Below are 23,381 nucleotides of genomic sequence, written 5' to 3'. Positions count from 1 at the left end.
CTTCCTCCTCGAATTCCTTCGTGAAACGTCGCTGCTTCGTCATCGAGTTCGCCTTTCACCTCAAGGGAACTCTCCACTTTTCCGGGGCAAGTCCACAATGCCTCCAACGTACCGGATGGAGTGGAATGGGAGCTGACCCAGGACGGTAAATCAAACATCGCGAACATGGTGGGTGAAATTCTCGACAACGCGGAGAGGCATAGCGTTGTGGGGGGGGACGGCGACTGGACGATGGCAGCCTTTATGATGAAGGCGCCAGGAGAACAGAGCGCGATGCGTTGCCATCTCGCCTTTCTGAGTGTGGGACGATCGATCGCTGAGACGATTACGACCGCACCTGATCGAATGCGGGCATATTGCGAAGGCTATGCGCGTGGCCATTCGAAATGTGGTCGGTCGCGAGATACCCTCGTCACGATCGCCGCCCTTCAAGATGGGGTTACGTCGTCGCATAGCGCCAATGACGGAAACAGAGGTGGGACCGGCCTTCAGGACACGTTGGAGCTGATCGGTGGTTTAGCCGGCGTGCCGGATCCGAACGCGGACGTCGCGGTCACAATCGTTTCTGGCAAATCTTGCATTCGACTTCGCCATCCGATTCTCGTAGGACAACGAGATGGGAAGAATCGTCGGGTGCAGTGGTGTAATGCGGCTAATGACCCCCAATATCCTCCTGACGCAGACGTGGCGTTTGATCTACCGGCACATTTTGCCGGGACGCTCGTTAGCGTAGCGTTCACACTTGATCCGGGATTATTCGTTCCGGAAGGCTCGCATGATGGACAGGCCGATGATTGATCTCGACGTTCTCACTGAAGGTGGGAAGGTGCACAACTTGAGCGGGCATGACCGCGGTGTTGCGGCGCGTGAGGCTTTCGGCCTTGATCAGCTGGACCAGCAGCCCGTTGCGATCGAGATTCGCGTACCCGATCACATCTACGCTATTAGCCCTTCCTTCATTCAAGGGCTTCTGGCGACCAGCGTTCAAAAGGCAGGATCGAGTCGAGAAGGCTTTTTTCGACGCTTCACGTTGAATTGTAGCGACCTCATCAAGCGACAGTTCGACCGCGGCCTTAACAGCATCCTGACAAATCGGGACCTTTCGACCCTCTGAGCGCTGCCTAGCACCGGAATGACAACTGTCCAGCTCGTTACATGGGGGCTAACCGCCACCGGCACTGTGGTTAGCCTCGGCTGGAATCTGTTTAATTTCTTGCGATCGGGGCGGATCGCGAAAACATTACGCGAAGAACAATATCAATCGGCTCAGTGGACGCGGATTCGCGGGAAAATTGATGCCGCCATGGAAGGCCTTGTCGACGCGGTTGACGCGTTGGTGGCCCAGGTGAGCGCCGCCAATGGCAATACCGCTGCTGCTGGTGTAATCCAGCAGGCAGTTTCGCAGGCACACGACAAGCTGGCAGTAGAGCTGGGTGACGCAGCAGCATCAGCCCATTGCGCAGGAGATGACTGGGCGGAAGCTGCGTATGGTACGCAGCACGGGCTTGAGACGTCTTGGGACTTGGTGGTCGCCGCCCTAGAAACATTCGATACAGCTAACCTTCCCGCTGATCGCATCGCAGCTTTGAAAAAGGCCCGTACTTACGTTGGCGAGATTAAACTCAAGGTGAATGATCGCCTCCGCATTCAAGACTACCAACTTGATCCTGCGCGAATTTAGTTGGTATGCAGATACGACTCGGATGACTGGAGGGATGGATGACCGAAGCTGTCACTTTTAAACCTGGAGACTTGGTGTCGCTCCGATCGGGGAGCCCCATTATGACTGTTTCGAGCATCAGCGCAGAAGGGGTAGTTTGCGAATGGTGGAACGATTCGGAATGCAAGTTCGAATGGCGCGAGTTCCGCCATGTAGTTCTTGATCTTGAAAGCGAAGAATAGGCGATTCCTATTTCAGCGCGCATAAGTATTTTGATACATTGCGCGAACCAGGATTAGCCTTCGCGACTCATTTAGTTGAGCATAGCTATCGGTAGGAGCCGGATAGTGCGCCTGACGTATCCGGCAATCGCGATAAGCACCGGCAAGCCCATCACCAGCGCAAGGGCGCAGATCTGAACCCAGTCCAGAACGCTGCGCCACTTGCTGATCGGCGGATTACTTGATCGGCTTCGCACCAGGCGTTCCGCACTTGGCGAACTTCCCATTCGCAGCCTTGCAGCGCGTGGCCTTCGGTGCGGCCGCCTCAGGACACTTCACAAATTTGCCCTTCGCGTCGCGGCATGGCGCTGCGATCGATGGCGTAGCAACGGTGATGAGCGAAAGAGCGGATGCGATAACGGCAAGCGAGCGCATTGGTCTTCTCCTGCCCGTGATTCGGGCGGCTGGAGGCTATTATCTATGTCACACGCATACCAGAGGTTGGGCGTATCCTGATGGCGTCATGGCAAAGAACGCCCAGTTGCGGACATAGCGAACGAACGCTGCTATGCTCATTTCATGACCGATCGAACCGCGCTCGAAGCGCTCTTGCATGAAGTCTGTGTAGAGAAGGGCTGGTGCGGCTCGGTAGTTGATGGCCAGCCACTGCATGTCACCGACTTCCTGCCCGAGAGCGGAGAAGTCACTGCCGATCAATTTGCCCGTTGGCTTTTCGCAGCCGATGGAGTCGATCCCGACGATGATCGTGCAAAGTGGCAGAGCCATCTGGACGATCTACACCAGGCGTTCGTGCGTCACATGGGGGGCGAAGCCACTGACGTTGAGCAGCTCAAGTGGAATGGCGACTGACGCCCAATCGCGGACGTTCGCACGGTTACGATAGCAACCATTTTGCGAGGCCTGCGCCACCGAAGAAGACCAGGGCACATCCCCACCAAGGAACGGCAATACCGTCATCGTACTCGCCGTGATCGACATACCGGCGCACCTCCTGCCTCTGACGCTCCCCGTAGGCCTCGTCGCGAGCACGAATGTCAGCATCGTCAAGGTCGCGATGCACTGCTTCTGGCGTCGCGTCGATCGGCAGCTCTCGTTGCAGCTCTGCTGCCAGCCGCTCCACTTTGAGCCAATCAGTTGGCGTTCGGCCTTCAATGCTCAGTATACCGCCCAAGCGGCTGCGTAGCTCGTCTTCTTCCACGCCCACAGAGTACGCAGCCTAGTACGCAGTGCAACGTCTGCTATCGCCCAGTTGCGGACAAACCCATCATTGCTAGTCTATACGGATGGCTGACGGTTATCGCTCCGGTGGCACACCGGGAGGCAAATGGGGTTGCGGGATAGCGGCGCTGGTTGGTTTGCCACTGCTTGGGTGCGTGATTCTATTGAGCGCGCTGGGTGACTGCGTTCCCGAAGCGCCCTGCCGCCACGATCTTGATTGGCTGCTTGTCGCCGCCGCACTGGCGGTTGCCGCCGTTGTTGGCTTTGGTAGCCGCGCCGCGATCAACGCGATCATCAGCCGCTGGCACAACGGCAGCTAACCACCAGAACTAGCCATTCACCACCTCCCGACGTCGTCAGTTATGGCGATGGAGAGGCTACGTTAATTCAACCCGATACAAGCGCGCTGACCGGACAGTGATCCGACAGATGCTTTTGCCCAGGCGCATAGGTCATCTCGGCAAATCCACTCGACTGTCCCGCCGCCCGACGATCAAAGACGATGTGATCGATGAACGAGCGATACCGGGGGTCGCACTGTGGTGTCACACCTTCATCAGCCAGCCGCAAATCGGCGTTGGCGGGATTGCCGTCGTCCAATTCGGTCCAAACTGCATCGCCAGCCTCGGCTAGGCGACGGTTCCAGTCCCCCAGGACGATGAACCGATCAGGGCCAGCGGCTGCAGCGTCAATCCATTGTTCGAGCACCGGCACCTGCTGTTGCAAAACACCGCAGGCCTGAGCGCGGTCACCTTGAAAGCAGCCCGACTTCAGATGGACCGCCAACAACCGCGTGGGCTGGTGCCCCGGCGCCCGCACACGAATATCGACTCCCGAACGGAGCTGGGGGTTGCCCAGTTGTAGCGTCGTGACGTCCGGGTTGCGGTCAAACGGAACCCCCTTCCTGATCGCGAATCCAACGGCTTGGCGGATAAACTGCTGTCCCGGCTGCTTGCCGCCGCAACTGCCTGACGCAACCCCGTGACGCTTTTCCATCACGATCGTGTAGCGGCTCGGGTCGAACACACGCGCCGCCGCCGCTTCGTTCTCCGCCTCTTGGAAAGCGATCACGTCAGCATCGAGCGTGTCCACGATCCGGCGCATGGCCGCATAATCGACATCGGTTCGCGGCTCGCACCCTGTACCGTTCCTCTCCGCCAAAAATTCCAAGTTCCAAGACGCGACCTTGAGTGGGCGGACAGCAAGGTGATCCGCCACGTCCTGCCGTGGAACGGCTTGGGGGGCAGTACAGGACGCCAGACCGGCAAGGAGCGATGCGAGAAGAACTGAGCGGATGGTCATGCCTGATGTGTGCCAAGACGCCTGCCGGGGCACAATCCGCCTCGTCGCCTAGATTGCACGGGCATCAACGGCAGTCCCGCAAGTAGCGAACCATCGTTTCCACACCAGCAGGTGTTAGGCCAAGCATCCGGTAGCGGCCGTCTCGCTCGCCATGCCACGAATGGACCAGCCCCTCACGCTCCAGCATCGCGATCCAGCGCAATCCTGTCGTCTGAGGCACGCAGGCGCCAATGCAAGTTGCACTGACCGACTGCGACTTCCCATCCTCATATGCGATAAAAAGGTCGAGAAGGATGTCCCAGGCGGGCTCCCCGAAAATGACCCCGCAATGATCGAAATGTTTGTCGCGACGACGCCTCTCAGCGTACAGTTTGCGGGCTATAACTGACTCGTGTTCAACGTCATGCACGGCGTGACGCCCTGTCCGAATCATTCTCAGTTCGAGGAGTAGCGCGGCCGTGACCTTGTGAAGTTCGGCAACCTGAGTCGCCAGAAGCGCGTCTATACCAGACATCACGCCGCCTCGAATTGGCGAAAGGCAGTTACCCGCTGGAGGCGTCCCATTTCCAAGAGACATCGTGTCCGATCAGACGCTCGCGGCGGACGTGCCGCCAAGTACCGACGGCGGTTAGCAGCAGCATTCCGTACCCCCAAAAACGGATTTGGAAGCCATAGCCGATAGGCAACATCTCGGGGTACAGCGCTTTTGCCGTATGAGCGACAACGGTCGCTGCCTGCAACGCCGCTAACCAAATCGGCCAGTAACGACGGGATGCGATCGCTAGAGCAGCCAAGGCAGCTAGCAAAATCAGATCTACGGTAAAAAACCCCCAAGACACCGTAGTGCGTGCGTAGAGAGCCGGTAATCGCGGTAAAGCGAGGCCGACCACGAATGCGCAGACTTGGAGCGTCATCGCAGCTTTTTCGGCTGCACCGCCCCGAGCCCAGACATAGGCTGAACATAGCGCAAGACCTGTTATGAATATTACCAATGTGCTCATAAGACTTAGCGCGCTCCCTCACGCGCTAAGTCCTCCGATCGGTGTCAGGCGTCAACCGCGAGCGGATGGGGCTTAAGATAGCCGTTCGGGGTGGGCGGCGGCGGAGCTGGGGGCGTATCGCCATAATCCCCGTAGGACACAGCCCCTAGACCAATTTCGTATTGGGCTTCCTTGAGCCCGTAATGCGCTTCATGGATTAGACTGCGAGCCTCGATCAGGCGGACGTTCGCAAGAGCGACGTTTTCAAGACTCCTCTGAGCGATGGTAAGGGGCGCCTTCGCGCGGCGGCGACCATCAATCATGGCCATCGTTAGCTTGGCATTCCGGATGATCGCAGCATCAATTTCCTGTTCGTGCGGAATCAGCTCGTTGGCGATCGCATGAGCTGCAGCAAGGCGTTCTTGGCGCATGGTTTTCTCCACCAAAGGCGGAGAAACCGCCTTCAGCTAATTGTTTCCTGGTAAAAGTTGCCAGATTGGCCAGAGGCAATTCGCAAGCCCAACGCCCATGGATATGGACAAAGCCAGCGCCGCCACTGCCGCTACGGCAAGTGCGAAGATCCAGAAGACGGTCGCTAAGGCCGATAAATCATTTCGTTTCTGGCCCCCTGTTGCGAGCGGCAACCCCAGTCCATGAACAATTCGCGATACAGACTGGGCAGGTTCCGGCTCCGTTTCTGGCTCGCCAACCTCACCAAAATGGACCGACCCATCCACCCGTGCCGGATCACCCCCGATCCGATCAGGGGGGCATTCTAAAAATACCATTGCGGCGGCTTCTCGCCTGTCTTTCGCGCCCAAAGCTTGCACGGCTTCAGCAATGTAGCCATCGACCGTCGTCTTGGAGATGCCGAGTTCCCGGGCGATCTCTTTCGAAATGCGCCGCTCCCACACGTGGCGCAGGCATTCGAGCTGACGTGGGCTCAGCGATTCGGTCGACTTTCGATCCATTCCCGACCTGTTAACCGATAATCAACTTGTGCCACTCCCCTCAATTGCGCTTGGGCAACCGGCATGCGCAAAACCGATCATACGCCCGACACTCAGAGGATCAGGCGATTGGTCTCTGAGGCTTTGGCCATCGCAGATCGTTGCAATCTCCTCGACGTCGGCATCTGTCTTGATGGCGCATTGGTGCGCCTGTCGGAGGTCGATGGCCATGGAAGCGGTTATGACGACCGCCCATCTGTCGAAGCATCGGATCAGATCGATAACTGACCGCGCCATGGGAGTGGCCATGAGGCTCGACTGCAGCTCTTCGCTCCGTCCGTGAAGACGGGCATCGAGGTTTTGTTCTGCCCGCCTATCGACGGCAAATGCCAACCGAATAGGCGAATCAAATTCTGATCGCCGAGGCCTGCTGATGCTGCAAAGCTCGTATGGTGGTTCGGGTTACATACACACCGAACGCAAGCCTTCGGCTCGCATTTACCTTTAAAATCAACGTACTAGCTCTTTCGCCGTACGTGTCACACTGTGTTACACTTTGTCCCACATTGTGTTACGCGCAAAAATACACGAATAAACAAACACTTATGTGCGTCATATCGTGATGGCGTATGGTCTTCGCGAGACCATTGCTCCTAGTGGCCGCCAGTGAGATAGTACGCCCGACGAAGAGCCCACCAGCCTCCCTGCTAGGAGTCTGGTACATGAAGGACACTCTAGGGCCGATTGAGGCCCTCACTCGGATGCTTCCTCTCACCGTTACGGTCAGGGAGGCTCTCACGTTAATCGGGATAGGGCGCACGCGCTTCTATGAACTCGTCGCGGCCGGTCAGATCACCACCGTCAAAATCGGCCGACGACGGCTGGTGCACATGGAGTCGCTGCAGCGCTTGGCAGCGGAGGGCTATGTCGTGGTGCCGCCATACATCCGCCCGGAGCAAATAGACCTCGACCTTTGACCTGGCGTGAGAGACTGTCAGGCAAGGTCGTTTGACCGGCACTGTTCGCCATCAATCGGCTGTAGTCTTAATCAAATGTGGGAACAGCAGAGGGAGCAAGCGGCGCCCGAAAGCACAAAAAACCAGCAAACTCAGTCTATTAAGTGACTATTAGTGGTGCCCCTGGCCGGACTCGAACCAGCATGCCTTGCGGCGTTCGATTTTGAGTCGAATGCGTCTACCAATTTCGCCACAGGGGCAGCGAAGAGGCGCTGCTAGACGAGGGCGGTGGCCTGTGCAAGCGCCGATTGTGATATCCGGTCGATCAACGACACGCCCCCATCGGCAGACAAGCCGAAAGGCCGAGCGTCACCAGCAACATCATCGCCATCGCCGCCAGATAGAATGGCAGGATCAGAGCTTTTACCCACCCCCGCAGATCGAGCAGGACCAGACCGATAAGACCCGGCATGGTCACCAGCGCCGCCAGCCCATAGGCCAACCCCGGTGACGGCAAGCCCGACCGGGCCGGATTCGACCACAGGATCGCAAGCCACGACACGGGCGGTACGAGCAGCATCAGCATGACGGCGCCGATCCAGCGCCGGGGTCGCTTCGGAGGCGTGATCATGGCCCATCCTCGCATGTTGGCGGGCCGGTGTTAAGCGCCTCGATTATCGCCCTAATTCGTCGGCGGTCGCTGGCGGTAGCTCAAGGCCTCGGCGATGTGGAGGCGACCGACCTGCTCCGCCCCCGCCAGATCGGCGATGGTCCGTGCGACGCGAAGCACCCGGGTATAGCCGCGCGCGGTCAGGCGCATCCGCTCGGCCGCCTCGATCAGCAGCGTGCGGCCGGCGGCGTCGGGCGTGGCATGCCTGTCGAGGAGTGCGCCGTCCGCCTCGGCATTGGTGCGGATCGTCACGGGTGCGTCGCGGTAGCGGTCGGTCTGGCGGGCCCGCGCGGCGGCGACGCGTTCGGCGACGATGGCGGAGGATTCGGCGGCGGCCGGCGCGAACAGATCGACCGCACGCACCGGCTGCACCTCGACCGACAGGTCGATCCTGTCGAGCAAAGGCCCGGAAATCTTCGCCTGATAATCCGCGGCACAGCGCGGTGCCCGCGCACAGGCGAGCGCGGCATCGCCCAGATGCCCGCAGCGGCACGGGTTCATCGCGGCGACCAGCTGGACCCGCGCCGGAAAGGTGACGTGCGCGTTGGCGCGTGCGATGCTGACCGTACCGGTCTCCAGCGGCTGGCGCAGCGAATCGAGCACCGCGCGTTGGAATTCGGGAAGCTCGTCGAGGAACAACACCCCCATATGCGCCAGGCTTACCTCACCCGGCCGCGCCTTCAGCCCACCCCCGGTCAGCGCGGCCATCGACGCCGAGTGATGCGGCGCGCGAAAAGGGCGGGTCCGCGTCAGCCGCCCGCCCGCGAGCGTCCCGGCGACCGATTGCACCATCGACACCTCGAGCGCCTCGGCCGCATCGAGTGGCGGCAGGATGCCGGGCAGGCACGCGGCCATCAGCGACTTGCCTGACCCCGGTGGACCGCTCATCAGCAGATTATGCGATCCGGCCGCCGCGATCTCCAGCGCGCGGCGGGCATTTTCCTGCCCCTTCACTTGGGAGAGATCCGGTCCGCCCGCCCCCGTCTCGACGATGCCGGCATCGGGCGGCGGCAGTATCGAATGGCCCTTCAGGTGGTTGATGAGCGACAACAGGTCGGGCGCGGCGACCACCGATCCGCCCCCGGCCCAGCTCGCCTCCGCCCCTTGCGCGGCGGGACAGATCAGGCCCTTGTCGATGGAACCGGCATGGATCGCCGCCAGGAGAACGCCGGGCGATGACCCGATCCGCCCGTCGAGCGCCAGTTCGCCGACCACGACATGATCGGCGAGCAGTTCGGCGTCGATCACCCCCATCGCCGCCAGCAGGGCGAGCGCGATGGGCAGGTCGAAATGCGATCCCTCCTTGGGCAGGTCGGCGGGCGACAGGTTCACCGCGATGCGTTTGGGGGGCAGCGCCAGGCCCATCGCCGCGATGGCGGCGCGCACCCGCTCGCGGCTCTCGCCCACCGCCTTGTCCGCCAATCCGACCAGATTGAAGGCGGGCAGTCCGGCGATCAGCTGCACCTGCACCTCGACGGCGCGCGCCTCCAGCCCCAGATAGGCCACCGTGGACACGATCGTCGCCATAGAATACCCCCTGCGCGGGCTCTCCCCTGCCCGCCCGTTCTCCCTGCAAAGGAAGCGACCCGACCGCAAGGGGAAGATGGGTGGGCACCAACCGTGAACAGGCGATTGACTTGAAAGCCCGCTTTGCGTAAGCGGCTTGCCACCAAGGCCGTCCTCGTGGCGGCCGTTTTTATTCAGACGTATCCAAGGAATGAACGATGAAGCGGACCTTTCAGCCGAGCAATCTGGTGCGCGCTCGCCGTCACGGTTTCCGTGCGCGGATGGCGACGCCCGGCGGCCGTGCGGTGATCCGGGCGCGTCGCGCGCGCGGTCGCAAGAAGCTGTCGGCGTAATCACGACGCTGACCCGCCGCCGCGATTTCCTCGCGGCCAATGGCGGGCGACGCGTGGCGATGCCCGGCTTCGTGCTGCAGGTTCGCCCGCGTGATGACGGCGACGCCGCCATTCGGGTCGGCTTCACCGTCACCAAGAAGATCGGCAACGCGGTCGTTCGCAACCGGATGAAACGCCGGATGCGAGCGCTCGCGCGCGATCTGTTGCCGACCAAGGGCATCGCCGGCGCGGACCATGTCCTGATCGGCCGGCAGGGCGGGATCGAGCGCGACTATCAGGCGCTCACCGCCGAGCTGGCCAAGGCGCTGACCCGCGCCGCCTTGCCCGATACCGGCGGCCATGACCGTCCACGCGAACCGCGCGTGCATCATGGTCGTGGCAAGGGGCGCGGCCCCCGTGGCGGCGCGCATCGCCAGCCCGCGAACACGGCCGCGACCCAAGGCGCAACATCGACTCAAGAACCCGCGTGACCCTGTTCGCGCGGGCCTTGATTTTGATCGCGCGGGGCTGGCAACTCGGCCCCTCGCTCATTTTGCCGCCCACGTGCCGCTATCAACCGTCCTGTTCGGCCTATGCAATACAGGCCATTGCCCGCTATGGCGCGGTCAAAGGGGGCTGGTTGGCGCTCAAGCGCATCGCGCGGTGCCATCCCTGGGGCGGGCACGGACCCGACCCGGTCCCCTGACACTAACGGGGTTTCCACGTGAACCAAGACCGCAAGAATTTCGTCGTGTTCGCGGTGATCGCGGCGCTGATCCTGTTCGGATGGCCGCTCATCCAGAACAAGTTCTTCCCGAGCAATCCGCCCGCGACGAAGATCGTCGACGGCAAGCAGGTCCCGCTGCCCAAGCCCGAGGCCGATCCGACCGCCGACACCCCCGCCGCGATTCGCGATCGCCGGGTCGTGCTGGCGGAATCGCCACGCGTGGCGATCGATACGCCGCGCCTGAAGGGCTCGATCAACCTGAAGGGCGCGCGGATCGATGACCTCGTCCTGCTCGACTATAAGGAAACGGTCGCCAAGGATTCGCCGCCGATCCGCCTGTTGTCGCCCGCCGGCGCGCCGGGTGCCTATTTCGCGGGCTTCGGCTGGCGCACCGACGGGCTGAACCCGCCCGCCGCCGACACCGTCTGGACCGCCAGCGCGCCCGTGCTGCGCCCCGGCCAGCCGGTCACGCTGTCGGCCACCAACGCTACCGGACAGCGGTTCCAGATCGTCATGTCGGTGGACAAGGATTATATGTTCACCGTCCAACAGACGGTGGCGAACGGCGGCAACGCCGCCGTGCCGGTCGCGGCCTATGGCTATGTCAATCGCGGCATCTCGGCCGATCCCGACAGCTGGACGATCCATGTCGGCCCGATGTCGGTCAATAACGGCTCGGCCAATTACGGCCCGAACTGGAAGGATCTGGACAAGGCCCCCACCCGTTTCACCACCACGGGCGGCTGGCTGGGCTTTACCGACAAATATTGGCTTGCGTCGCTGATTCCCGATCAGGCCAAGGCATTCGACGGCCAGTTCCGCGCCGGTGCGAACGAGACCTATCAGGCCGACTATACCCTTCGGCCGCAGCCGCTGGCGCCGGGCAAACAGCTGACCCAGACCACCCGCTTCTTCGCGGGCGCCAAGGAAGTCGCGCTGCTCGACCGCTATACCGACAAGGAAGGCGCGACGAAGCTCGATTACGCGCTCGACTGGGGGTATCTGCGCGTCCTCGAAAAGCCGATCTTCTATTATCTCGATTGGCTGTTCCGTCTGGTGGGCAATTTCGGCGTCGCGATCATCCTGCTGACCGTCACCATCCGCGCGCTGATGTTCCCGATCGCGCAGCGCCAGTTCGCCTCGATGGCCGCGATGCGCGCGGTGCAGCCCAAGATGAAGGCGCTGCAGGAGCGGTACAAGGACGACAAGGTCCGCATGCAGCAGGAGGTCATGGCCCTCTACAAGCAGGAGAAGGTCAATCCGCTGGCGGGCTGTCTGCCCACACTGATCCAGATCCCGATCTTCTATGCGCTCTACAAGGTGCTGATGCTGACGATCGAGATGCGGCATCAGCCGTTCGTCGCCTGGATCAAGGACCTCTCGGCGCCCGATCCGCTGACCCCGGTCAACCTGTTCGGCCTGCTGCCCTTCACCCCGCCGCACTTCATCGCGATCGGCGTCGTGCCGATCCTGCTGGGCATCTCGATGTACTTCCAGTTCAAGATGAACCCGCAGCCGATGGACGATGCGCAGAAGCAGGTCTTCGCGGTCCTGCCCTGGGTGCTGATGTTCGTGATGGCACCGTTCGCGGTCGGCCTGCAGGTCTACTGGATCACGACTAATTGCATCTCGATCCTCCAGCAGCGCCTGCTCTACGCCCGCCATCCGGGCCTGAAGCAGCCGGCGGCCAAGTGAGCGAGCTTCCCACCCCCGCCCCCTCCGAGGAGCCTGCCGGCTTTTCGGAGGAGCTGGTCGAGTCGGCGCGCAAGCTGTTTGCCGGACCCGTCACCTTCCTGAAGTCCGCGCCTACGCTGAAATTCCTGCCCGATCCGATCGTACCGGAAGTCGCGGTCGCCGGGCGCTCGAACGTCGGCAAATCCTCGCTGCTCAACGCGCTGACCAACCGCAACGGTCTGGCGCGCACGTCGAATACGCCGGGCCGCACGCAGGAGTTGAACTTCTTCGACGTGGGCACCCCGCCCACGCTGCGGCTGGTCGACATGCCGGGCTATGGCTTTGCCAAGGCGCCCAAGGACATGGTCAAGCAGTGGCGCTTCCTGGTGAACGACTTTCTGCGCGGGCGCCAAGCCTTGAAGCGCGCACTGGTGCTGATCGACTCACGCCACGGCATCAAGGAAGTCGATCGCGAAATCCTGGAGATGCTCGACCGCGCGGCGGTCAGCTATCGCATCGTCCTGACCAAGGCGGACAAGGTGAAGGCGACCGAACTCGCCGACGTCGTCGCCCGCACCGGGGTGGAAGCGCGCAAGCGTGCCGCCGCCCATCCCGACATTCTCGCCACCTCCAGCGAGGGCGGCATGGGCATCGCCGAACTGCGCGCGGCGGTGCTGGAAGCCATCGGCTGATTCGCGGGGCTCGGGGCGGTATCGTACGAACCGCCTCGAGCCCGCCTGGCCTTGCGAACAAATTTACCATCGTGGTTCGCGGGCAGGAACCTTCGGCACGCCGCCGGGTTGTTGGCGAAACCGTCCGGCCGCATTTTTCCGCGTCGCTCGGCCTGCTCGCGCCGTCGCTTTGGACACAAACCGCATAAATTGTTGCAGAAATGCTGCACCGGGACACAAACGTCAGCAGATATGACGCTTTTGTTGACCCTGTCCGTGCCGGGGGAATAGCCGGTTACGCATAACCAGAAAATCTAGGGGTATGCGTATCATGTCTCACACCATCAAGGTTCGCGCGCTGCGCGACGTCAGCGCCGTGGCGCTGCTGACCATCCTGGCCGGCCCGGCTTTCGCGCAGACGCTGCCGCCCGCCGCCCCGGAGAGCACGACCGCCCAAAGCGACACCGCCACCGAGACCACGACGACCAGCCAGAACGGCACGACCACGCAAGATGCGGGCGCCGGCCAGGACGTCGTCGTCACGGGTTCGCGCATCGCACGCCCCGAGTTCGAGACGTTGCAGCCGACCCAGGTCGTCGGCGCCGCGCAGATCGAAAACCGCGGCTATACCAATGTCGGCCAGGTGCTGAGCGAAATCCCCGCCTTCGGCCCTCCGGGCAATAGCGGTGTCGGTGCGCAGTCGTCCTTCGGCCCGGCGCAGACCTTCGTCGACTTTTTCGGCCTGGGTACGCAGCGCACGCTGGTGCTGGTCAATGGCCGCCGCTTCGTGTCGTCGAATACCGCCAGCATCTTCGGCCCCGTGTCGGCCGGTACGCAGGTCGACCTGAACAACATCCCGACGACGCTGGTCGAGCGGGTCGAGACGGTCGCCATCGGCGGCGCGCCGATCTATGGCTCGGACGCGATCGCCGGCACCGTCAACATCATCCTGAAGCGCAACTATGAAGGGCTTCAGATCGAGGGCCAGGCCGGCGTGTCGCAGATGGGCGACGCCCCCGACCAGCGCCTCAGCCTGCTGGCCGGCAAGAACTTCGCCGATGGTCGCGGCAACATCACCATCTCGGGCGAATATAACCGCGTCACCGGCCTGACCGCCGCCGACCGCGAGATCACCGCGACCGGCTATTTCTTCGGCACGCCCGCGACGCCCGGCGATTTCCAGCGCGTCCTCTACCCGAACCAGCGGTACAGCGCTTTCACCATCGGCGGTGTGCCGTTCAGCGCCGATGAATACCTCGCCAGCGATTTTGGCATCCGCAACGCGGCTGGCCAGCTCCTGCAATTCGGCGCGAACGGCACACTGGTTCCGCTCGACCTCGGCACGCCGATGCGTCAGGGTTACATCAGCAGCGGCGGCAACGGCTATAACCTGCCACTCCAGTCGAACCTGCTGACCAATTCGGAACGCTATGTCGCCAATGCGCAGGCAAGCTATGAGTTCAGCGACCGCATCCGCTTCTTCGGCGAAGCATGGTACGTCCGCAGCAAGGGCGTGAACCTGATCGATCAGCCCAACTACAACACCGCGCTGTTCGATGTTGCCGGTGCCGCCGATGGCAATCTACTGATCAGCCTTGACAACCCCTACCTGTCCGCCACCGACCGCGCGACGATCGCGGCCAATCTGCCCGCCGGCCAGAACCAGTTCTATGTCGGCCGCGCGCTGGCCGATCTGACCACGGGCCGCGCAGAGGCGACCGTCGAGACCTATCGCTTCGTCGGCGGCTTCGACGGCACGGTGCCGCTGCTGGGTCGCGACTTCAAGTGGGAAGCCTCGGCCGTCTATGGCAAGTCGATCACCAACGGCCGCAACTTCGAGCTGATCCAGCAGAATTTCGCCAACGCGATCGACGCGGTGCGCGATGCGTCGGGCAACATCACCTGCCGCCCCGGCGTCGTGAATGCGACCATCCCGTCGATCGGTGGCGGTGGCTGCGCCCCGCTCAACATCTTCGGCGTCGGTCAGGCCAGCCAAGCCGCACGCGACTATATCTTCGCGGTCGCCACGCCGCGTTCGGCCAATGAGCAGCTGGTGTTCAACGCCAACATCAATGGTCCGGTCTTCCAGCTGTTCGGCAACGACGTGTCGCTGTCGCTCGGCTATGAACATCGTGAGGAAAAGACGCAGTTCGATCCCGGTGCCTTCTATTATGGCGAACCCCAGGCGGACGGCAGCCGCGTCCAGTATGGCCGCACGATCCCGATCGATCCTATTCGTGGCAAGTTCCACACCAACGAAGTGTTCGGCGAAGTCGTCGTCCCCTTCGTGTCGAGCAAGAATGAGCTGAGCTGGCTCAAGACGCTCGAGTTCGACGGTGCGGCACGTTATGTCGACAACTCGCTGTCGGGCGGCGACGTGACCTGGACGGCCGGCGGCCGTGTCGGCTTCTTCCAGGGGCTGACCTTCCGCGGCAACTTCACCCGCTCGATCCGCTCGCCCGCGATCACCGAGGTGTTCAACCCGACCTCGCGTGCGTTCGATTCGGGCTTCGACCCGTGTGACGCCCGCTATGTCGGCAACGGCCCGAACCCCGCCGTCCGTCGTGCGAATTGCGTCGCCGCCGGCATCAACCCGGATACGTTCGACTCGCGGTTCAGCAACTTCACCATCCCGGTGACGGTTGCCGGCAACCCCAATCTGCGTAACGAGAAGGCGAATAGCTGGACCATCGGTGCGATCGCGCAGCCCGCCTTCGTCCCCGGCCTGTCGGTCGCGGTCGACTGGGTGAACATCAAGCTGAACGATGCGATCACCTCGCTCGACGGTGAGTCGATCCTGAACGCCTGCTATGACGGCGCCGGTTATCCCAACCAGTTCTGCGGCCAGTTCAATCGTGGCGCCGATGGCCAGATCACGACGATCCGCGAGGGCTATTTCAACGCCGCGTCCTATGAAATGGCGGGCCTGCAATCGACCATCGCCTATCGCCTGCCGCTGAGCCGTGTCGGCCTGGAGAATGCCGGTACGGTCGGTCTGTCGGTCAATTATTTCTACCGCGACAAGCTCCAGACCCAGATCGGTGTCGGCGACGTCGACCACGCCGCCGGCGAGATCGGCTTTCCGCGCCATTCGGGTACGGCGAACCTGACCTATGAAGGCAAGGTCATCAACTTCCTGTTCCAGGGCCAGTATACCGGCAAGGTGAAGTTCAACCTCGACGAGGCCCCGAACGCCCGCAACATCACGGGCCTGAGCGACTGGATGGTGTTCAACACCACCGTGGGCGTGAAGGTGAACGACCAGTTCAACCTGCGCTTCATCGTCGACAACGTCTTCAACGCGTCGGCGCCCTTCCCCGCGACCTCGGTGGGCGGCGGCACCCGGCCCTATTTCTCGGGCATCATCGGCCGCTTCTTCCGCGTGGCGGCGACCGCCCGCTTCTGATCCGCTTCGGATCGGGAAAAGCCTGACAGACAAAACCCATCCGGTTCCCGCCGGATGGGTTTTTCTTTGCCCGGTTGCCGGGCACGCATGGGCCGGTTACCCCTGTCGCCATGAAGCTGATCATCGGTAACAAGGCCTATTCCTCCTGGTCCCTGCGCGGCTGGCTTGCGTGCCGCCAGTCGGGGATCGCGTTCGAGGAAGTCGTCGTGCCGCTCTACGACGAGGATTGGGACAAGCGTCGCGAGGGGGCCGAGTTCGCGCCTTCGTCGGGCAAGGTGCCGATCCTGTGGGATGGCGAGGCGGTGGTGTGGGACAGCCTGGCCATCATCGACTATCTCGCCGACAAGGTGGGCCGCGATCGTTTCTGGCCGGTCGACGATGCCGCACGCGCCATGGCGCGCTCGATGGCGGCGGAAATGCATTCCAGCTTCATCGCGCTGCGCCGCAAGCACAGCATGAACATCCGCCAGGTCTATCCCGCCCAGCGTCCCGACGACGATGTCGTCGTCGACCTCAAGCGGATCATGGAGCTTTGGGCACAGGCCCGCGCGCGGTTCGGAGGCGATGGCGATTTCCTGTTCGGCGATTTCGGGGCGGCCGACATCATGTTCGCGCCCGTCGTCACCCGAATCGTCACCTATCAACTTCCCTCGGCGCGTTTCGCGGTGCCCTATATGGACGCCGTGCTACGCCATCCCTTCATGCAGGACTGGATCGCCGGCGCGCAGGAGGAGGATTGGGTGATCGAACGATTCGAGCAGCCCACGGTGTGACCGGCTGCCCTGCCCCGGCCTATTGGGTGGCCGGCGGGGTCTCGTTCAAGGGCGCACGCTGGCTGGTCGCCGGCTCCGCGACATGGGAAGAGAATGCCCAGAGCAGGCCCATGGCGATCAGCAACACGACCGCGAGCCCCATCAGCAGACGTAGGCTGGTCTTGCGGCCCTTATGATCCAGATCGCGATCCCGCTCGTTCATCGCCGTGTTCCTTTCATGAGCGCACACAACGACGGGCGGGCCGATCGGGTCCCGTGCACCGCCGACATGGATCATGCCGCCGCCCGCGATCGGCCGTGAGCGATTGCCTGCATCCGCCGGCCTGCCTATGCCGCGCGGCATGACCGATGCCCTTTCCCTGGCCCAGGCCCTGATCCGCGCCGACAGCGTCACCCCCGCCCATGGCACCGTTTTCGACGTGCTCGAGGCCGCGCTCTCACCCCTGGGCTTTGCGATCGACCGGTTCGTGGTCGGCGAAGCACCCGACGGACCGGTGGAAAACCTGCTGGCGACACGCGGTGGTCGGGGAACGCATCTGGCCTTTGCGGGGCATGTCGATGTCGTGCCGGCCGGCGACGGGTGGCAGGGTTCGCCCTTTTCCGGCGATGTCCGCGATAGCCTGTTGTTCGGGCGCGGCGCGGTCGACATGAAGGGCGCGGTCGCCGCATTCGTCGCGGCGATCCCGGCCGATCCGAGCATCCCCCTGTCGCTGATCATCACCGGCGATGAGGAAGGCCCCGCCATCCATGGCACCCGCGCGCTGATCGATCGCATGGCGGCGCGCGGGATCGCGCCCGATCTGTGCCTGGTGGGCGAGCCGACCTCCGCGCACCGGCTGGGCGACATGATGAAGATCGGGCGACGTGGGTCGGTCAATATCTGGATCACCGTGCCGGGGCGGCAGGGGCATGTCGCCTATCCGCACCTCGCCGACAATCCGATCACCCCGCTGGTCGCAATCCTGGCCGAGATCGAGGGGATCACGCTCGATACCGGCAATGCATGGTTCCAGCCCTCGAACATCGAGATCACCGACCTGCATGTCGGCAACCCGGCGCACAACGTCATCCCCGGATCGGCGCAGGCGCGATTGTCGATCCGCTTCAATGACGAACAGCGCGGCCAGGCGCTGATCGACCGGATCGCCGAAGTCGCGCAGCGCCATGCGCCAAGCGCCCAGGTCACGGGTCGCATCTCGGGTGAGGCGTTCCTGACCCAGCCCGGCCCCTTCTCCGCGATGATCGCCGACGCCATCCGTGCCGAGACCGGGATCGAACCGGAACTGTCGACCACCGGCGGCACGTCGGACGCGCGTTTCCTGTCGAAGCTGTGCCCCACTGTCGAGTTCGGGCTGCTCAACGCGACGATGCACAAGGTCGACGAGGCGGTGGCTGTCGACGACCTGTACGCGCTGACCCGCATCTATGCGGGGGTCATCGCTCGCGCGGGCGCCTGAAGACGATGTAGAGCGCGCCCTGCCCGCCATGGCGCGGATGGGCGCCCCGGATCGCCGCGATCGCATCGGCATGGCGCGACGCGCCCAGCCAGTCACTGATCGCCGCGCGGATCGCGCCGCGCGCATGCGGGCGCTCGCTTTCGGGGCGCGGCGGCTTGCCGGTCACCAGCAACAGCACGCGGTCGCCCCGCGCGATGGCACGCCCCAACCCCTGGTCGAGCAGCGCATGCGCCGAGGACAAGGTATGTCCGTGCAGGTCGAGCGAACTGTCGGGTATCACGGCGCCGCGCGACAGTCGCTTGTCCCATCCGCCATCGAGTGTTTCGCCCGGCCCCTTCTTGGGCGCCACCGGCACGGGGGCAGGCTGACGCATCGGAGGCACGCGCCCCTTTACTCGCACCTTGGGGGCGCCCGGCATTTCGTGGAACACCGCCTCCATCGTCGGAGGCGGCGGGGCGGGCCTGGCGGGCACGATCGCGGCACGCAAGGGGCGCACGGTGTTCATCACCCGCGCCCAAAGCTGCGCTTCGTCAGGGTTGAGGGACCGCACCGGTCGTCCCGTTCGTACCGACAATGCCGGCGCGCGCCAATGTGCCGACCGGCAGCAGCAAGAACGCCGTGCCGCGCGCTGACATGCCACCCGCCACGGTACGCGCGGTCTCGCCCGCGCCCCAGAAGGTGTCGAAGCGATTGGCGCCCTTGATCGCGCCACCCGTGTCCTGCGCAACCCACAGGCCGGTCGCATCCTGCCGGTCCATCGACAGGAAGACGGGCGCGCCCAGCGGCACGAATTTGGGATCGGCGGCGGCGCTGACCTGCCCCGTCACGGCATAGCCCATCGCGCCCTGCGGCGCGCCGTCGAGTTCGCGGAAGAACACGAAGCTCTTATTCTCGCGCATGATTGCGCGGCCTTCCTCGGGATGCGCGTGCAGCCAGGCGACGATCCCCTGCATCGAGGTCTGCCCCGGCCCCAGCAGCCCGCGTGCCTTCATCAGCGCGCCGATGCCGGTATAGTCCCGGCCATTCTGCGTGTCATAGCCGACCCGCATGATGTCACCGCCGGGCAGCCGCAGTCGCCCCGAACCCTGGATCTGGAGGAAGAACACCTCGACCGGGTCCGCACCCCAGGCGAGGACGGGCGCCCGCCCTTCGAGCGAGCCCTCCTCGATCGCGGTCCGATCGTCATAGGGGACGAGGTTGCTGCCCTGGACCTTGCCGCGGACCTTCTTGCCCTTCAGCGCGGTCGAGAAGGCGCCGAGGTCGACATCAATCAAATCGCGGGGTCGGGCGTAGATGGGGACCTCATAACCCGAGCGACGATCACGCGAGCCGGCGATTTCCGGCTCGTAATAACCGGTGGCGAGCGAGCGGCCGTCGCCGACCTGCACCGCCTCGAAATAACGGGCGAAGAAGTCGCGCGCACCGCCACGCGGCACATTGGCCGCCGCCTGACAAGCCGGCTGCCAGTCCGCCCCCTGGGTCAGGCCGCTGCTATCGGTCCGACGCATCAGGCCGGGGCAGGACAGAAGGAAGGCTGCACGCGCCGCTTCGGCCTGTGGCTCGGTGATCGGCAAGGTCGCGACCGGGGGGCCGGCCAGCACGCCCGCCTGCGCCGCCGTGGTCGCACCCGCTTGGGCAAGAACAGGCGTCGCGGGCAGCGGCGTCGAGGGGATGATCCGAACCGGGCCGGGGCCAACGCGCGATACGCTGGGGCCGTTGGGCTGGACCGATGGACCGGCTGGACGGGGCCGATCGGGTCGCGACGACGTTTCGGGGCGAGACGCGCCGGCTGGATGCCCCGTCGATCCGCCCGGCGGGACGATATGCCCAGCGCAGGCCGCCAGGCTCAACGAAAGCGCGACCGTCGCCGCGGTGCGAAGCCCCCTCACCGTTCGCATTCCCCCGGCCTGTCGTCAGGCTTCGTCGGTGTCGACGAGCTTCCAGTTCGGATCGCCGCTCTTCAGCGTCCGGGCGAAGGTCCAGATGTCATGCGTCTCGACCGCATCGCTCAGCGAGCCGGCGACGACTTGGCCTTCGGCATCGCGCGTGACGGCGACGATGTCGGCATCGAAGCGTACCGTGATCCGCGCGTCGCGACCGGCAAGCTGCGCATCCACAATCTTGGCGGTTTCCACCCGGATCAGACGGTTGTCGAGCGTCTCGCCCGCCGCCTCACGCTGGGCGATGGCTTCGGAGAACGCGGCCAGCACATCGGTATCGACCAGTTCGGACAGCGCCTGCTCGTCACCCTTCCAGAACGCCTCCAGCGTCATGCGATAGGCCGATTGCGCGCCGGCCAGAAACTGGTTGACGTCGAAGCCCGGCTCGCCGGCGATGATGCCGCGCAGGCCCTGTTCGGCGCGCGGATCGATGTTGCGGTTGACGACCGGGGCCGGGGTCTGCGTCGCCTCGGTCGTGCGCGGCATCGCCACGGGGCGGGCGCGATCGTCCGCGCTGCGCGGCAGCGGCTGCTGCTCATGCCCCGTACGCTTGCCCAGCACGCTGTACAGCCTCAGCGCCAGGAACAGCGCAACCATCGCGAGAAGAACGACGTAGAATAACAACGCGACAAGCCTTTCGATAACCCGACCGATATAGGCACAGCGACCGACAATGAAAACCCGGCCACCCGAGAGAGTTGGGCAAGGTTGAATCCGCGTCGACCCGCTGCTACGCGCAACGGCCATTAGGCCGAACGCGCGGACCCGCCCTTTCGGTTCCTTAGCCCCCTTGATACTATACGAGAAGGTATTGACGATGGACGAACAGGGTTTGCCGCAGGGCTTCGAAGCGCCGGCCGGTGACGATACCGGCCCCGCCGCCGGCATGATCTCGCAATATGTGAAGGATCTGTCGTTCGAGAACCCGAACGCACCGGCCATCTATCAGGCGCAGACCGCGCCGGGCATCGACGTGCAGTTCAACATCTCGGCCGCGCAGGTCGGCGAGGAAGTCCACGAACTGACCCTGAAGATCGAGGTTCGCGCCGAGTCCGAGGGCAAGACCGCCTTCATCGTCGACCTCAGCTATGCCGGGCTCTTCGGCTTCCGCAACGTGCCCGCCGACCAGATCCAGCCCTTCATGCTGGGCGAAGCGCCGCGCCTGCTCTTCCCCTTCGCCCGCCGCGTGCTGGCCGATGCGGTGCGTGACGGCGGCTTCCCGCCCCTGATGCTGGAGCCCATCGACTTCGCGCAGCTGTATCTTCAGCAGGCCGAGGCGCAAGGCGGGGCGCAGCCGAACACCCCGGAAACCGGCCACGCCTGATCCGGCCTGACAGATGAACCTGACCAAGGCGCTGGGCTCGGTCGGCGGGCTGACTCTGGCCAGCCGCGTGCTTGGTCTGGTTCGCGACTCGTTGTTCTTCCGCTTCGTGGGTGCGAACTTCGCCTCCGACGCGTTCCAGATCGCGTTTCGCCTGCCCAACATGTTCCGCGCCCTCTTTGCCGAGGGCGCCTTTTCCGCCGCCTTCATCCCGATGTTCAACCGCAAGGTGGCCGAAGGGGACAAGGCGGCGGAAGGGTCGGGGCTGGCGCAGGGCCTGGCCTTTGCCGAGAATGCGCTCTCGGTCCTGCTGCCCATCCTGATCGTCATGACCGCGCTGGTCGAGCTGGCCGCCTGGCCCGTCACCTGGGTCCAGACCTTCGGTTACGGCAAGGGCACCTCGGCGCAGTTCGACTATATCGTCCTGCTCAACCGCCTGACCTTTCCCTATCTGCTGTTCATCAGCCTGGTGTCGCTGCTCGGCGGCATCCTCAATTCGCTGCACCGTTTCTGGGTGAATGCGGCCGCGCCGATCCTGCTCAACCTGACGCTGATCGTCGCGCTATTGTTCTTCCACGCGCACGACCCGATGACGACCGCACGCAACCAGGCGATCGCGGTAACGGTCGCGGGTATCCTCCAATTCGTCTGGCTCTGGTGGGCGTGCCGACAAGCGGGCGTCCGCCTCAAGCTGAAGCGGCCGGTCATCAACGACGACGTCAAGCGGCTGATGAAGCTGATCCTGCCCGCCGCCGCCGGTGCGGGCGCGGTGCAGATCAACCTCGTCATCTCGACCGCGCTCGCCGCCCGCTTCCTGCCCGAGGGGTCGGTGTCGTACATCTATGCCGCCGACCGGCTGAACCAGTTGCCGCTGGGGCTGATCGGCATTGGCCTGGGCACCGTCCTCCTCCCGACTGTCTCGCGCCTGCTGGGGGCGGGCAAGGAGGTGGAGGCGATGGAGACGCAGAATCGCGGCATGGAGCTGGCGCTGCTGCTCACCCTGCCCGCCACCGTCGCGCTGATCGTCTGCGGCCAGCCGATCGTCGCCGCGCTGTTCCAGCATGGCAAGTTCACAGCGACCAACAGCTTCTATACGTCGCAGGCGCTCGCCGCTTTTTCGATCGGGCTACCCAGCTATATCCTCGTGAAGGTGTTGACGCCCGGTTTCTACGCCCGCGCCGACACGCGCACGCCGGTTCGCTTCGCGACCTGGTCGATGCTGGTCAATCTGGTCCTCAACCTGATCTTCATCTGGTGGCTGGGCCATATGGGGCCGCCGCTGGCCACCGCGATCGCGTCCACGGTCAATGTCGTGCTCCTTTATCGCACGCTGGCGCGGCGCGGGCATTTCGTCGCCGATGCGCAGTTGCGCCGGCGGGCCTGGCGGATGCTGGTCGCCGCCGTCCTGATGGGCGGTGCGATGGCGCTGCTCAACGAACGCTTCCAGCCCTATGTCACTGGCTCCAGCCTGGAGCGCTGGGGCGCGCTCATCATACTGGTCGCGACCGGCATGCTGGTCTATGCGGTGGCCACCTTCGCGACCGGGGCCTTCCGGCTCGCGGACATCAAGCGGCTCGTTCGCCGCAACCCTTGAGG

General features: G+C 63.8%; 29 protein-coding genes and 1 tRNA gene. 17 read left to right on the top strand and 13 right to left on the bottom strand.

Going from position 1 to position 23,381, the window contains the following annotated elements:
* Positions 1-120: 120 nt before the first annotated feature.
* Genes ACQKJZ_RS06520 through ACQKJZ_RS06505 form a run of 4 tightly spaced genes read left to right on the top strand, consistent with a single transcriptional unit; the run spans position 121 to position 1,902 of the window.
* The gene (locus tag ACQKJZ_RS06520; protein ID WP_427730441.1) at positions 121-798 is read left to right on the top strand and encodes a hypothetical protein; all 678 of its coding nucleotides are present in this window, start codon (positions 121-123) and stop codon (positions 796-798) included.
* Positions 791-1,114, top strand: a complete 324-nt coding sequence (locus tag ACQKJZ_RS06515) for a hypothetical protein (protein WP_427730440.1) — start codon at positions 791-793, stop codon at positions 1,112-1,114. The genes ACQKJZ_RS06520 and ACQKJZ_RS06515 overlap by 8 nt, the downstream gene beginning before the upstream one ends.
* An 18-nt stretch (positions 1,115-1,132) precedes the next feature.
* The gene (locus ACQKJZ_RS06510) at positions 1,133-1,681 is read left to right on the top strand and encodes a hypothetical protein (RefSeq protein ID WP_427730439.1); all 549 of its coding nucleotides are present in this window, start codon (positions 1,133-1,135) and stop codon (positions 1,679-1,681) included.
* Positions 1,682-1,719: 38 nt separating this feature from the next.
* Positions 1,720-1,902, top strand: coding sequence for a DUF2158 domain-containing protein (locus ACQKJZ_RS06505; protein WP_427730438.1), 183 nt, complete (start codon positions 1,720-1,722; stop codon positions 1,900-1,902).
* A 462-nt stretch (positions 1,903-2,364) separates the two neighbouring features.
* Here ACQKJZ_RS06505 and ACQKJZ_RS06500 read toward each other — a convergent pair whose 3' ends face one another.
* Together ACQKJZ_RS06500 and ACQKJZ_RS06495 are read right to left on the bottom strand one after the other, a co-directional pair.
* On the bottom strand, positions 2,365-2,667 hold the full coding sequence (locus ACQKJZ_RS06500; protein WP_427730437.1) for a hypothetical protein: 303 nt from the start codon (positions 2,665-2,667) through the stop codon (positions 2,365-2,367).
* A gap of 109 nt (positions 2,668-2,776) precedes the next feature.
* On the bottom strand, positions 2,777-3,100 hold the full coding sequence (locus ACQKJZ_RS06495) for a hypothetical protein (RefSeq protein ID WP_427730436.1): 324 nt from the start codon (positions 3,098-3,100) through the stop codon (positions 2,777-2,779).
* An 85-nt stretch (positions 3,101-3,185) separates the two neighbouring features.
* Between ACQKJZ_RS06495 and ACQKJZ_RS06490 the strand changes: the two genes are divergently transcribed.
* A complete protein-coding gene (locus ACQKJZ_RS06490) occupies positions 3,186-3,440 on the top strand; it encodes a hypothetical protein (RefSeq protein WP_261269787.1) in 255 nt (84 codons plus the stop codon).
* Between the two features lie 67 nt (positions 3,441-3,507).
* Here the strand turns inward: ACQKJZ_RS06490 and ACQKJZ_RS06485 are convergent, their stop codons facing one another.
* The 4 genes from ACQKJZ_RS06485 to ACQKJZ_RS06470 all read right to left on the bottom strand — a co-directional run bounded on the left by ACQKJZ_RS06485 (position 3,508) and on the right by ACQKJZ_RS06470 (position 6,373).
* A complete protein-coding gene (locus ACQKJZ_RS06485; RefSeq protein WP_427730435.1) occupies positions 3,508-4,422 on the bottom strand; it encodes an endonuclease/exonuclease/phosphatase family protein in 915 nt (304 codons plus the stop codon).
* 64 nt (positions 4,423-4,486) lie between these two features.
* Complete coding sequence (locus ACQKJZ_RS06480) at positions 4,487-4,936, bottom strand: hypothetical protein (RefSeq protein ID WP_427730434.1); 450 nt, start codon at positions 4,934-4,936, stop codon at positions 4,487-4,489.
* A gap of 531 nt (positions 4,937-5,467) precedes the next feature.
* Positions 5,468-5,833 carry a hypothetical protein gene (locus ACQKJZ_RS06475; RefSeq protein WP_312488524.1) on the bottom strand — a complete coding sequence of 122 codons (366 nt, stop codon included), beginning with the start codon at positions 5,831-5,833 and terminating at the stop codon, positions 5,468-5,470.
* A gap of 36 nt (positions 5,834-5,869) precedes the next feature.
* Positions 5,870-6,373: a LuxR C-terminal-related transcriptional regulator gene (locus ACQKJZ_RS06470; protein WP_312488523.1), complete on the bottom strand. Its 504-nt coding sequence runs from the start codon at positions 6,371-6,373 to the stop codon at positions 5,870-5,872.
* A 63-nt stretch (positions 6,374-6,436) separates the two neighbouring features.
* Here ACQKJZ_RS06470 and ACQKJZ_RS06465 point away from each other — a divergent pair, with 63 nt between their 5' ends.
* Complete coding sequence (locus ACQKJZ_RS06465) at positions 6,437-6,640, top strand: hypothetical protein (protein ID WP_427730433.1); 204 nt, start codon at positions 6,437-6,439, stop codon at positions 6,638-6,640.
* A gap of 434 nt (positions 6,641-7,074) precedes the next feature.
* Positions 7,075-7,329: a helix-turn-helix domain-containing protein gene (locus ACQKJZ_RS06460; RefSeq protein WP_427730432.1), complete on the top strand. Its 255-nt coding sequence runs from the start codon at positions 7,075-7,077 to the stop codon at positions 7,327-7,329.
* Positions 7,330-7,483: 154 nt separating this feature from the next.
* Here ACQKJZ_RS06460 and ACQKJZ_RS06455 read toward each other — a convergent pair.
* The 3 genes from ACQKJZ_RS06455 to ACQKJZ_RS06445 form a co-directional block, all read right to left on the bottom strand.
* Positions 7,484-7,568, bottom strand: a tRNA-Leu gene (locus ACQKJZ_RS06455).
* A gap of 65 nt (positions 7,569-7,633) precedes the next feature.
* Positions 7,634-7,939, bottom strand: a complete 306-nt coding sequence (locus ACQKJZ_RS06450; protein ID WP_427730431.1) for a hypothetical protein — start codon at positions 7,937-7,939, stop codon at positions 7,634-7,636.
* 51 nt (positions 7,940-7,990) lie between these two features.
* The gene (locus tag ACQKJZ_RS06445) at positions 7,991-9,505 is read right to left on the bottom strand and encodes a YifB family Mg chelatase-like AAA ATPase (RefSeq protein WP_427730430.1); all 1,515 of its coding nucleotides are present in this window, start codon (positions 9,503-9,505) and stop codon (positions 7,991-7,993) included.
* A gap of 197 nt (positions 9,506-9,702) precedes the next feature.
* Here ACQKJZ_RS06445 and rpmH point away from each other — a divergent pair, with 197 nt between their 5' ends.
* From rpmH to ACQKJZ_RS06410, 7 genes are all read left to right on the top strand, one after another.
* Positions 9,703-9,837, top strand: coding sequence for a 50S ribosomal protein L34 (gene rpmH, locus ACQKJZ_RS06440; protein WP_007404632.1), 135 nt, complete (start codon positions 9,703-9,705; stop codon positions 9,835-9,837).
* Positions 9,838-9,896: 59 nt separating this feature from the next.
* On the top strand, positions 9,897-10,307 hold the full coding sequence (rnpA, locus tag ACQKJZ_RS06435) for a ribonuclease P protein component (RefSeq protein WP_427730444.1): 411 nt from the start codon (positions 9,897-9,899) through the stop codon (positions 10,305-10,307).
* A 2-nt stretch (positions 10,308-10,309) separates the two neighbouring features.
* The gene (gene yidD / locus ACQKJZ_RS06430; protein WP_206362490.1) at positions 10,310-10,522 is read left to right on the top strand and encodes a membrane protein insertion efficiency factor YidD; all 213 of its coding nucleotides are present in this window, start codon (positions 10,310-10,312) and stop codon (positions 10,520-10,522) included.
* A gap of 18 nt (positions 10,523-10,540) precedes the next feature.
* Positions 10,541-12,238: a membrane protein insertase YidC gene (yidC, locus tag ACQKJZ_RS06425; protein WP_427730429.1), complete on the top strand. Its 1,698-nt coding sequence runs from the start codon at positions 10,541-10,543 to the stop codon at positions 12,236-12,238.
* Entirely contained in the window at positions 12,235-12,909 is a 675-nt protein-coding gene (gene yihA, locus ACQKJZ_RS06420) for a ribosome biogenesis GTP-binding protein YihA/YsxC (RefSeq protein ID WP_427730428.1), read from the top strand. The genes yidC and yihA overlap by 4 nt, the downstream gene beginning before the upstream one ends.
* A 310-nt stretch (positions 12,910-13,219) precedes the next feature.
* Positions 13,220-16,294 carry a TonB-dependent receptor plug domain-containing protein gene (locus tag ACQKJZ_RS06415; RefSeq protein ID WP_427730427.1) on the top strand — a complete coding sequence of 1,025 codons (3,075 nt, stop codon included), beginning with the start codon at positions 13,220-13,222 and terminating at the stop codon, positions 16,292-16,294.
* A 110-nt stretch (positions 16,295-16,404) separates the two neighbouring features.
* A complete protein-coding gene (locus ACQKJZ_RS06410; RefSeq protein WP_312488513.1) occupies positions 16,405-17,067 on the top strand; it encodes a glutathione S-transferase family protein in 663 nt (220 codons plus the stop codon).
* Positions 17,068-17,086: 19 nt separating this feature from the next.
* Here ACQKJZ_RS06410 and ACQKJZ_RS06405 read toward each other — a convergent pair whose 3' ends face one another.
* On the bottom strand, positions 17,087-17,269 hold the full coding sequence (locus tag ACQKJZ_RS06405; protein WP_427730426.1) for a hypothetical protein: 183 nt from the start codon (positions 17,267-17,269) through the stop codon (positions 17,087-17,089).
* A 139-nt stretch (positions 17,270-17,408) separates the two neighbouring features.
* Here ACQKJZ_RS06405 and dapE point away from each other — a divergent pair, with 139 nt between their 5' ends.
* A complete protein-coding gene (dapE, locus tag ACQKJZ_RS06400) occupies positions 17,409-18,524 on the top strand; it encodes a succinyl-diaminopimelate desuccinylase (protein WP_427730425.1) in 1,116 nt (371 codons plus the stop codon).
* On the opposite strand, the gene ACQKJZ_RS06395 is transcribed toward dapE, so the two are convergent.
* The 3 genes from ACQKJZ_RS06395 to ACQKJZ_RS06385 are packed head-to-tail and all read right to left on the bottom strand — an operon-like array spanning position 18,502 to position 21,088.
* Complete coding sequence (locus ACQKJZ_RS06395; protein ID WP_427730443.1) at positions 18,502-19,029, bottom strand: Smr/MutS family protein; 528 nt, start codon at positions 19,027-19,029, stop codon at positions 18,502-18,504. The genes dapE and ACQKJZ_RS06395 overlap by 23 nt on opposite strands.
* 25 nt (positions 19,030-19,054) lie before the next feature.
* Positions 19,055-20,422: a murein transglycosylase A gene (gene mltA, locus ACQKJZ_RS06390; protein ID WP_427730424.1), complete on the bottom strand. Its 1,368-nt coding sequence runs from the start codon at positions 20,420-20,422 to the stop codon at positions 19,055-19,057.
* Positions 20,423-20,437: 15 nt separating this feature from the next.
* Positions 20,438-21,088 carry a Tim44/TimA family putative adaptor protein gene (locus ACQKJZ_RS06385; RefSeq protein WP_427730423.1) on the bottom strand — a complete coding sequence of 217 codons (651 nt, stop codon included), beginning with the start codon at positions 21,086-21,088 and terminating at the stop codon, positions 20,438-20,440.
* 193 nt (positions 21,089-21,281) lie between these two features.
* Between ACQKJZ_RS06385 and secB the strand changes: the two genes are divergently transcribed.
* Both secB and murJ read left to right on the top strand, forming a co-directional pair.
* Positions 21,282-21,788 carry a protein-export chaperone SecB gene (gene secB, locus ACQKJZ_RS06380; protein WP_427730422.1) on the top strand — a complete coding sequence of 169 codons (507 nt, stop codon included), beginning with the start codon at positions 21,282-21,284 and terminating at the stop codon, positions 21,786-21,788.
* Positions 21,789-21,801: 13 nt separating this feature from the next.
* Positions 21,802-23,379 carry a murein biosynthesis integral membrane protein MurJ gene (gene murJ / locus ACQKJZ_RS06375; RefSeq protein ID WP_427730421.1) on the top strand — a complete coding sequence of 526 codons (1,578 nt, stop codon included), beginning with the start codon at positions 21,802-21,804 and terminating at the stop codon, positions 23,377-23,379.
* Positions 23,380-23,381 lie beyond the last annotated feature (2 nt).

It is taken from the genome of Sphingomonas sp. NPDC019816, from assembly GCF_050274375.1.
In the GTDB taxonomy this organism is placed as follows: Bacteria; Pseudomonadota; Alphaproteobacteria; order Sphingomonadales; family Sphingomonadaceae; genus Sphingomonas.
The sequence above is the reverse complement of the archived record's forward strand: the minus strand, read 5'-3'. Positions and strand labels throughout refer to the sequence as shown.